The sequence below is a fragment of the Rhizobium sp. IBUN genome (assembly GCF_000510625.1).
GTDB lineage: Bacteria > Pseudomonadota > Alphaproteobacteria > Rhizobiales > Rhizobiaceae > Rhizobium > Rhizobium altiplani.
On the sequence record NZ_AZNV01000085.1, the window covers coordinates 1 to 7,105 of the forward strand.

At 58.3% G+C, this 7,105-nt stretch carries 7 protein-coding genes and 1 pseudogene; 7 read left to right on the forward strand and 1 reads right to left on the reverse strand.

Annotated features, from left to right (window positions below; translation table 11 throughout):
• Window positions 1-785: pseudogene (locus RHIBUN_RS0132575) on the reverse strand (phosphomannomutase); the annotation flags it as partial.
• 153 nt (window positions 786-938) lie between these two features.
• On the opposite strand from RHIBUN_RS0132575, the gene ung reads away from it, so the two are divergent.
• The 7 genes from ung to RHIBUN_RS0132615 all read left to right on the forward strand — a co-directional run bounded on the left by ung (window position 939) and on the right by RHIBUN_RS0132615 (window position 6,616).
• The gene (gene ung, locus RHIBUN_RS0132580; protein WP_018117268.1) at window positions 939-1,649 is read left to right on the forward strand and encodes a uracil-DNA glycosylase; all 711 of its coding nucleotides are present in this window, start codon (window positions 939-941) and stop codon (window positions 1,647-1,649) included.
• Window positions 1,650-1,777: 128 nt separating this feature from the next.
• Window positions 1,778-2,710, forward strand: coding sequence for a VOC family protein (locus RHIBUN_RS0132585; RefSeq protein ID WP_018117269.1), 933 nt, complete (start codon window positions 1,778-1,780; stop codon window positions 2,708-2,710).
• 12 nt (window positions 2,711-2,722) lie between these two features.
• Window positions 2,723-3,331 (forward strand): alpha/beta hydrolase, encoded by a 609-nt coding sequence (locus tag RHIBUN_RS0132590; RefSeq protein WP_025662843.1) that lies wholly within the window; start codon window positions 2,723-2,725, stop codon window positions 3,329-3,331.
• A 169-nt stretch (window positions 3,332-3,500) separates the two neighbouring features.
• Window positions 3,501-3,890: a Wzz/FepE/Etk N-terminal domain-containing protein gene (locus RHIBUN_RS37095; protein ID WP_198021218.1), complete on the forward strand. Its 390-nt coding sequence runs from the start codon at window positions 3,501-3,503 to the stop codon at window positions 3,888-3,890.
• A gap of 1 nt (window position 3,891) precedes the next feature.
• Window positions 3,892-4,620: a GNVR domain-containing protein gene (locus RHIBUN_RS0132600; RefSeq protein ID WP_025662845.1), complete on the forward strand. Its 729-nt coding sequence runs from the start codon at window positions 3,892-3,894 to the stop codon at window positions 4,618-4,620.
• Between the two features lie 376 nt (window positions 4,621-4,996).
• Window positions 4,997-5,479, forward strand: a complete 483-nt coding sequence (gene greA / locus RHIBUN_RS0132605) for a transcription elongation factor GreA (protein WP_018858200.1) — start codon at window positions 4,997-4,999, stop codon at window positions 5,477-5,479.
• Between the two features lie 291 nt (window positions 5,480-5,770).
• Window positions 5,771-6,616, forward strand: coding sequence for a GNAT family N-acetyltransferase (locus RHIBUN_RS0132615; RefSeq protein ID WP_025662846.1), 846 nt, complete (start codon window positions 5,771-5,773; stop codon window positions 6,614-6,616).
• Window positions 6,617-7,105: the final 489 nt, after the last annotated feature.

Here is a 7,105-nt window from a genome sequence, read left to right on the forward strand (position 1 = left end):
GATATGACGAACGGAGAGCCAACACGCGTGCGAATGACGCTGAAGCGACCGGCGGCTTCGATGCCGGAATTCGATGTCACGGGTGTCACAACCGATGTCGCACCGAGAAAGTTCGCGGCGATCAGGCCGAGCAAATCGCCNCGCAGCGGCGTCCCNGTTTCGTCCGCCACCAACGGGCGATCGCCATCACCATCCGCAGAGACCATGGCGTCGAGGCCATGCTGTCCTGCGACCTCCTTGAGCTTGGCGATCGTCTCCTCCGAAACCGCCTCGGTGTCGACGGGAATGAATGTTTCCGAGCGGCCAAACGGCACGACCGTTGCGCCGAAGTGTTCCAGGAGATCTACCAGCAGCTCACGGGCGACCGTGCTGTGCTGATAGACGCCGACTTTCAGGCCCGCGAGCGCTTCCGTGGGAAGAATATTGGCATTCCGTTCGCGGAACAGCGCCAGGCATTCGACAGATTGGTTTTGCATCCCGGCACTGCGGGGGACAAACGTAAAGCCGGCACGGTCGAGTTCTGTCGCGACAGTCGTGATCGCTGCTTCGTCCGTCTTGTCGATTTCTCCGTCCGACCGATAGAACTTGATGCCATTGCGATCGGCGGGGATGTGCGAGCCTGTCACCATGAGACTCGCGGCTTTGTTCTGAAGTCCGTAAAGCGCCAGCGCCGGTGTTGGCACCGTGCCGCAGTCGCGGACCTTGAATCCAAGGCGATCAAGTGCATCGGAACAGTTTGCAAGGTCGACAGATAGGCCGCGAAGCCCACTGGTTCCGAATTTCATTCTGAATAAGCCCCGGATGCGCTTGAATTCGCTAGCGATTCGACCTCAATCTACTAGGTGTCCGTAGATAGTGAACTCCGGTGAACAATAAAATGTTTGCCAATTCCCGGCTCGAGACAAGCCGAAGGCGCCCAGCGCCGACGAGGATCGTCGATGAATGAACAATCAATCGCACTGGAGGAGGGCTGGAGGGACGCTCTCGCCGGCGAATTTTCCAGCCCCTATATGCAGCAGCTCAAGGCGTTCCTCGTCGCGCAGAAGCAGGGAGGCAAACGGATATTTCCCAAGGGATCGGAATATTTCCGTGCGCTCGATCTGACGCCGCTGGCAAACGTCAAGGTCGTGATTCTGGGCCAGGATCCCTATCACGGGCTAGGACAGGCGCACGGCCTGTGTTTCAGTGTTCGACCAGGCGTTCGCATTCCGCCTTCACTCGTCAACATCTACAAGGAGATGCAGAGCGATCTGGGGATTACACCGGCGCGACACGGATTTCTGGAGCATTGGGCACGGCAGGGCGTCCTGTTGCTGAACAGCGTGCTCACTGTGGAGGAGGCCCAGGCCGCGTCGCACCAGGGCAAGGGCTGGGAGCGATTCACCGACGCCGTCATTGGCAAGGTCAACGATGAATGCGATGCCGTCGTCTTCATGCTCTGGGGCTCCTATGCCCAGCGCAAGGCAGCCTTCGTCGATATAAGACGTCACCTCGTGCTGAAGGCGCCACACCCGTCTCCGCTCTCCGCTCATAACGGCTTTTTCGGTTGCGGCCATTTCTCCAAGGCCAATGCGTTTTTGCAGACGCACGGTCGAGCGCCAATCGACTGGCAATTGCCCACGAACCCCGGCGACGCCCAACTCTTCTGAACGATTGGCTTTTGTCGTTCACTAAAAAGAGACAATGCGTTCCGGTCCTCGGGGCTATTCCAATTGGTCCGGAGCGATCATCTATACCCCATACGAAGCCCGCGAGGCGGGCAAGAAAGGGGTCTTAAATGCTCGATCAAATCAAGGGTCTGCACCACGTCACGTCCATGGCGGAGGATGCCCGCACAAACAACCAATTCTTCACTAACGCCCTCGGTCTGCGTCGCGTCAAGAAGACCGTGAATTTCGACGCGCCCGACGTTTATCACCTCTATTATGGTGACGAAACCGGTGCACCCGGCACGATCATGACGTACTTCCCATTTCCGAAGATGGCGCAAGGTCGTCCGGGAACCGGTGAAGTTGGAACCACCGTTTTCTCGGTCCCGCAGGGCTCGATCGGCTTCTGGAGCGATCGCCTGAACAAGTTGAATGTCACCGGCCTGAAGACTGAGGAGACATTCGGCGAGAAGCGTTTGAATTTTGCCGGTCCCGATGGTGATGGCTTTGCCCTTGTCGAAGTCAAGGATGACAGCCGCCAGCCTTGGACACACGGCGGTATCAGCGAGGATAACGCGATTCGTGGCTTCCATTCGGTGGCCATGCGTTTGCGTGACGATGGTGCCACGTCAGAACTGCTCAAGTTCATGGGCTACGAAGTCCAGGAAGAGCGTGATGGTGTCAAGCGCCTGACTATTCCGGGTGGGAATGGCGCGCATCTCGTCGATCTGGAAACCATGCCGAACGTTTCACGCGCTTTGCCAGGTGCAGGGTCCGTGCATCACGTGGCCTTTGCCGTAGAAAATCGTGCGAAACAGCTTGAGGTCCGCAAGGCGCTGATGGATACCGGCTACCAGGTCACGCCCGTCATCGATCGTGACTATTTCTGGGCGATCTACTTCCGGACCCCGGGCGGCATCCTGTTCGAGATTGCGACCAACGAGCCCGGCTTCAACCGGGACGAAGACACTGCGCATCTTGGCGAGGCACTGAAGCTGCCACAGCAGCACCAGCACTTGCGCGCTCTCATCGAGCAGCACTTGCAGCCGCTTGAGGTTTAAAGGGGACGCACAATGACCGATAACAGCTATGTGCACCGGCTGCAGGCCGGTGCACCCGGAAAGCCCATTCTGTTCGTGCTGCACGGAACGGGCGGGGATGAAAACCAGTTCTTTGATTTCGGGCGGCGCCTGCTGCCGGCGGCGACGATTGTCTCTCCGCGGGGGGACGTCTCGGAGTTTGGTGCCGCACGCTTCTTCAAGCGTACCGGCGAGGGCGTCTACGACATGGCGGACCTCGCCCGTGCAACCGAGAAGCTTGCATCCTTTGTCGCGGCGCTGGCGAAGCAACATGAGGCAAGCGACGTGCTCGGCCTGGGTTTCTCAAATGGGGCAAATATCCTCGCCAATGTGTTGATCGAGAAGGGATTGTTCGATGCATCGGTTCTGATGCATCCGTTGATCCCGTTCCAACCGATGGCAAATCCCGCCTTGAGCGGGCGCAAGATACTGATCACGGCAGGCGAACGCGACCCGATCAGCCCTGCGCCCGTGACGAAGGCCCTGGCGGATTACTTCGAGAGCCAACACGCTTCCGTCACGACGGAATGGCATGCAGGTGGTCACGATATCAGGCAGAATGAAATCGACGCCATCCACAGGCTCTTCGAGCCGTACCGGTAAGCCACTGCTGTCGGATGGTCATCGGCCATCCGACAGGGCTCCTTCGAATGCAGAGGGTGATAATCCAATAGTCTTATTTTGGGTTATGAAGTCTTTTTGTTGTGATAATTGTTCGCGCGATGAAACCTTAGCGAGTATTCGGCTGTACGAGTTGAAGGGTTGCATTCGCATGAACGATGTCGAAGACGTTCGAATGCTGATTGGATTGGCCCACCGACAGGCTCGGACAATATTGCTGGTGGGACTGCCGATCTTCCTGCTGAGCCTCGTCATCGTCTTCTCGTTCACACCTCGCTACACCGCCCAGTCGTTGGTTCTTGTCGATACAAGTTCGAAGAATCTGCTCGACCCGGACGCTGCCACGACTAGCGGCCCTACCGATAATTCCCGGGTGGAAGGCGAGGTTCGTATCATTCAATCCGATGCGGTGGTGCTGGAGGCAATCAGGGACGGCAAGCTTCTCTCCGATCCAGAGTTTGCTCTCAACCGTTTCAACGACCGATTACTCTCCGCCGCTGGGCTCGCTGCCGACGCCCTCAGGCGATGCGGCGCCGGGTGAAGTGCTGTCGGCTTTCAAGGATGCCGTTCGGGTTCGCCGCGAAGGCTTGACCTATCTTATCAGTGTGGGCGTGACATCGGATGATGCGGACAAAGGGGCGCGTTTCGCGAATCTTGTGACGACCGTCTACATCAGGAAGCAGGTCGAAGCCAAAGTGGCGAACACCGTTTCAGCCGGGAAGATTCTTGAAAACGCAATCTCTACCTTTTCGTCACATCCCATAGTGATCTCCAGGCAGCCGGTTCTCTCCCGCAACTACGGCTTGCGGATGCGCAGTTTGGCGAGACGACATCCGATGCGCACCAGGGGGTACGGGCGCGGTCTATCGGCGGAGGTCCTGACACAATTCTACGCGCTCCAGCAGTCGGCACAGGTCGCGAGGGTGCAGTACCAGAACCATTTGACGCGATTGCAGGACTTTGAAGCCCAAGCCAGCCTCCAGGTGGCTGACAGTCGCGTGGTTTCCGCAGCCCTTGCCCAGATCGAGCCGTCCTATCCGCGGAAAGGTCTGGTGCTCGGCATCATGGCCATCGTGGCGTTCAGTGCGGGCGTCGGGGGTGCCCTGCTACGGGAGTTCTCCATCGGCGGCTTCACGAGCGAAGATCAGGTGAGTGCGGTCCTGAATGTCCCGCTTGCCTCGGTCACGCCCGATCAGGCGGGGAGTGAAGTTGAGAAGCCGCACGGTCGCGGTCTCTCCGACACGATCATCTCCGCCCCGCTCTCGGTCTGACGCGCCCGCGCCTGCTGTCAGGCTGTCCCCGAAGGCGACGATAGAACGCCGTTTTGGTATGGCGCGACGCGCTGCTTGCGTTGGATTGACACTGAGACCGAGAAACATAAAAGGCTCCACAGTAATGAATGGGAATGTGATCCTATTTCGGCTGGGGAAAGCGGGGATAATTCCACTCGGCGACCGACCTGTCTGCGGAAATCGACCGGGCGGTTTGTGGCAATCACTGGCTCAACTGGCTTGTTTGGAAGGGCGAAGGGCAGTCGTTCTTCAAGTGCGGCTGTGACCAGTGGAAGAGATGGTATAAGATCGACCGCGGTGGCGACCCATCGCCTATGCGCTGCGAGACCAGAGACCACAAAGCGGAGTTTTGAAATTGAGTGTAGCCTTCGTCAAAGAAGAAAGTGCCGAAGCTGCTTCGGAAACACTTTTGCCGGACCGTCCAATTTCGCCGCATCCGAACCTCGTTACGGAAGCGGGCTTCAAGGCCCTGGAATTGCAGCTGCAGCAAGCGCGCGAGGCCTACGATGCCGCGAACTCCATTGAAGACGTGAACGAACGGCGTCGACAGGCGGCAAATCCGTTGCGGGATCTGCGCTACTTTGCTGCCCGAGTCCGCACGGCGCAGGTCATCCCTGAGCCGATTTCGCTTGATGTCGTCGCCTTTGGAACCAGCGTGACCTTCAGCCGGGACGACGGACGCGTGCAGACCTACCGTATCGTCGGAGAGGATGAAGCCGATCCGAAAACCGGATCGATTTCCTTCGTATCCCCGGTGGCCAGGGCTCTCACCGGCAAGACGGTTGGAGATGTCGTCAGCGTCGGCGGTCAAGAACTCGAGGTCATCGCCATCGGTTAGGCGCTTTTTTCTTAGCTGATGCGAAAGCGATGGCTGTCTGATTTTCGAACAGCTTATGGCTCTTAACCCGGTCTTCATGCTCTATTAAGTAATTATCTTGAGATTGTAATCTCCCTGTTCCATGATGATTGCGATGCAAAGAATTTCGGCTCGTACTTCATGACGATCGCTGCAGATCGCTTCAGCCATGAACATGTTTCTTTGCCGTCGGGTGGCTTTACGGCTGTTAGACTTTGATCTTTATTTATCCCGCAGGCTCTCAACTGCGGTCGATCTGATTAGGGACGTTGCATGAATTCGGAGTTTACCGTTCGTCCGATGCGACCCGGTGAGTTGGAGCTAGTGCTCGAGTGGGCACGTCAGGAGGGATGGAATCCCGGCCTCGACGATTCGGTTGCCTTTCACGATGCGGACCCGTCGGGATTTTTCGTGGGCGTGATCGGGGAGGTGCCCGTCGCCTCGATCTCAGTCGTCAAATATGGCGAGGATTTTGCTTTCCTCGGTCTTTTTATCGTCCATCCGGATTTTCGGGGCAGGGGCTACGGCAAGGCCATTTGGAATGCCGGGATGATGTCCGCTGAGGGCCGTAGCATCGGTCTGGATGGTGTACCCGCACAACAGGACAATTACCGAAAGGCCGGGTTCGAAGAGGCCTATCGGACGGTTCGCTATGGTGGCGTGATCTCTGCCTTGCCGGAATCAACACTGGTTGCCCACGCTGTCTCGGATAGACTCGACGGATTGCTGCGCTATGACGCGATGATCTTTCCGGCGCCGCGGCCAACCTTCGTGGCGTCATGGTGTGCTACTCGCAAGGACAGGCACTCGGCCGTGGTGCGCAAGAGTGGCAAGATTCGCGGCTACGGAACCATCCGCCGTTGCTACGAGGGCTACAAGATCGGCCCGCTGTTTGCAGGCGACAGGGATAGCGCGGCGGCTCTGATTTCGGTTCTGGCGCAGCATGCCAAGGGAGCGAAGGTCTTCATCGATGTTCCCACCAACAATGGCGAGGCCATTGAACTTGCCGAGAGCCTGGGCTTGGCGCCCGTCTTCGAAACGGCGCGGATGTATCGGGGCACAGCGCCGGTCGTTCCGCTCAGGAGCATTTTCGGCGTGACGACCCTGGAACTCGGCTAGAGCCTTTCGGGGTTAAATCGAAGCGTTCTGTTGGCTCAAACGGAGTCGGTCGGTCGATCAGGCGGCCCGTTTCAGCCAGCCCGTGAGGCCGGGCATCGTTCCTCCAGGAACAGCGGCGACCGGCTCGGACGTACCTTGGGTATGTCCTTCATCAATCGTTCCTGCCCTGTCGAAAACCTGCTCCGGCAGAACGTTTCAATTTTCTGAAAGCTCTTCTGTAACGGGCCTTGAGTCAATCCCTTGTGAGCTTAGTCCCTCGCCGAGTGCTTGCTTCTGTTCGCAGTCGGGGCTTGGCCGCTGCTTTATGGGGTCTGCTGAGGACCGGCTGGCCAATCTAGGAACGCGCAGTCACCTGAGTGCTGCTTGGCTTTCAGCGGCCTAACCCATCCATCGTCCCGGCGAAGGGACCTTGCTCCGGGGGGCTGATGGCAGTGCCCGCCCGAAACCTGTCCGGTTGTCTGTTTCCGGCTCAGGCGGCCATGGCTGCCT